Origin of the sequence: Paenibacillus sp. IHB B 3415, from assembly GCF_000802655.2 — a bacterium.
Classification (GTDB): domain Bacteria; phylum Bacillota; class Bacilli; order Paenibacillales; family Paenibacillaceae; genus Paenibacillus_AQ; species Paenibacillus_AQ phytohabitans.
Genome location: NZ_JUEI01000281.1, coordinates 1 through 1,801, shown reverse-complemented (window position 1 = coordinate 1,801; position 1,801 = coordinate 1). Strand labels below are relative to the sequence as shown.

At 52.3% G+C, this 1,801-nt stretch carries 8 tRNA genes and 1 other annotated feature; all 8 genes read right to left on the bottom strand.

Features of this window, described 5'->3' with window-relative positions:
- Positions 1–194: 194 nt before the first annotated feature.
- A tRNA-Ser gene (locus tag QW71_RS36660) sits at positions 195–284 on the bottom strand.
- 3 nt (positions 285–287) lie between these two features.
- A tRNA-Asn gene (locus QW71_RS36655) sits at positions 288–363 on the bottom strand.
- Between the two features lie 74 nt (positions 364–437).
- Positions 438–1,142, bottom strand: a sequence feature (23S ribosomal RNA rRNA prediction is too short).
- A 10-nt stretch (positions 1,143–1,152) separates the two neighbouring features.
- Positions 1,153–1,229, bottom strand: a tRNA-Met gene (locus QW71_RS36645).
- A 33-nt stretch (positions 1,230–1,262) separates the two neighbouring features.
- A tRNA-Val gene (locus QW71_RS36640) sits at positions 1,263–1,338 on the bottom strand.
- Between the two features lie 5 nt (positions 1,339–1,343).
- Positions 1,344–1,415 (bottom strand) — tRNA-Glu (locus QW71_RS36635).
- Positions 1,416–1,446: 31 nt separating this feature from the next.
- Positions 1,447–1,536, bottom strand: a tRNA-Ser gene (locus QW71_RS36630).
- Positions 1,537–1,539: 3 nt separating this feature from the next.
- Positions 1,540–1,615: transfer RNA gene (locus QW71_RS36625), tRNA-Asn, on the bottom strand.
- Between the two features lie 3 nt (positions 1,616–1,618).
- A tRNA-Ile gene (locus tag QW71_RS36620) sits at positions 1,619–1,695 on the bottom strand.
- Positions 1,696–1,801: the final 106 nt, after the last annotated feature.

Here is a 1,801-nt window from a genome sequence, read left to right as displayed (position 1 = left end):
GTTACCTCCGTGAAAGGGAGGTGTCTTAACCCCTTGACCAACGAGCCATGCTGTTTAAACACTTGTAAGGTAAAGCTACGGAGAGAGAGGGATACTCTTCACTTCGTTACGAGATTGCGAAGCTGTTGCTAACGAAGCTTATGCTCCAACGAACCACTTAGGATTCTCATCCCTATATAGGGAAGGTAAAGCTACGGAGAGAGAGGGATTCGAACCCTCGAGACGCTTGTGGCGCCTACACGATTTCCAATCGTGCTCCTTCGGCCAAACTCGGACACCTCTCCAGATGGCTCCCCGAACAGGACTCGAACCTGTGACAACTCGATTAACAGTCGAGTGCTCTACCAACTGAGCTATCAGGGAATATACATAACAGGCTTGATCACCTGAAAACTGAATCCGAAACGAATCTGCGTATTAAAAATTTGGATAAGCCCTCGACCGATTAGTATTGGTCAGCTCCATGCATTGCTGCACTTCCACCTCCAACCTATCTACCTCGTCGTCTTCAAGGGGTCTTACTAATTGGGAAATCTCATCTTGAGGGGGGCTTCACGCTTAGATGCTTTCAGCGCTTATCCCGTCCGTACGTAGCTACTCAGCCATGCTCCTGGCGGAACAACTGATGCACCAGCGGTACGTCCATCCCGGTCCTCTCGTACTAAGGACAGCTCCTCTCAAATTTCCTGCGCCCACGACAGATAGGGACCGAACTGTCTCACGACGTTCTGAACCCAGCTCGCGTACCGCTTTAATGGGCGAACAGCCCAACCCTTGGGACCTACTTCAGCCCCAGGATGCGATGAGCCGACATCGAGGTGCCAAACCTCCCCGTCGATGTGGACTCTTGGGGGAGATAAGCCTGTTATCCCCAGGGTAGCTTTTATCCGTTGAGCGATGGCCCTTCCATGCGGTACCACCGGATCACTAAGTCCGACTTTCGTCCCTGCTCGACTTGTAGGTCTCGCAGTCAAGCTCCCTTATGCCTTTGCACTCTGCGAATGATTTCCAACCATTCTGAGGGAACCTTTGAACGCCTCCGTTACTCTTTAGGAGGCGACCGATAAAGATGGCGGAACCGACGGGATTCGAACCCGCGATCTCCTGCGTGACAGGCAGGCATGTTAGGCCAACTACACCACGGTTCCAAATTGGTTGCGGGGGCAGGATTTGAACCTGCGGCCTTCGGGTTATGAGCCCGACGAGCTACCGGGCTGCTCCACCCCGCGTCAATGTTAAAAATCTATTCTGTTAAAGATAGATGGTGGAGGCTGAGGGGTTCGAACCCCCGACCCTCTGCTTGTAAGGCAGATGCTCTCCCAGCTGAGCTAAGCCTCCATATATGACTCGTATGGGATTCGAACCCATGTTACCTCCGTGAAAGGGAGGTGTCTTAACCCCTTGACCAACGAGCCATGTTGATTAAATATTTGTAAGGTAAAGCTACGGAGAGAGAGGGATTCGAACCCTCGAGACGCTTGTGGCGCCTACACGATTTCCAATCGTGCTCCTTCGGCCAAACTCGGACACCTCTCCAGATGGCTCCCCGAACAGGACTCGAACCTGTGACAACTCGATTAACAGTCGAGTGCTCTACCAACTGAGCTATCAGGGAAAATGGTGGGCCTTAGTGGACTCGAACCACTGACCTCACCCTTATCAGAGGTGCGCTCTAACCAGCTGAGCTAAAGGCCCGTTCTCATACCACTATGCAACTAATAAGGGCAAAAAAAATACCACAGTGTGTGTGGATTGTCCGCTTGGCGGCGTCCTACTCTCCCAGGACCCTTCGGTCCAAGTA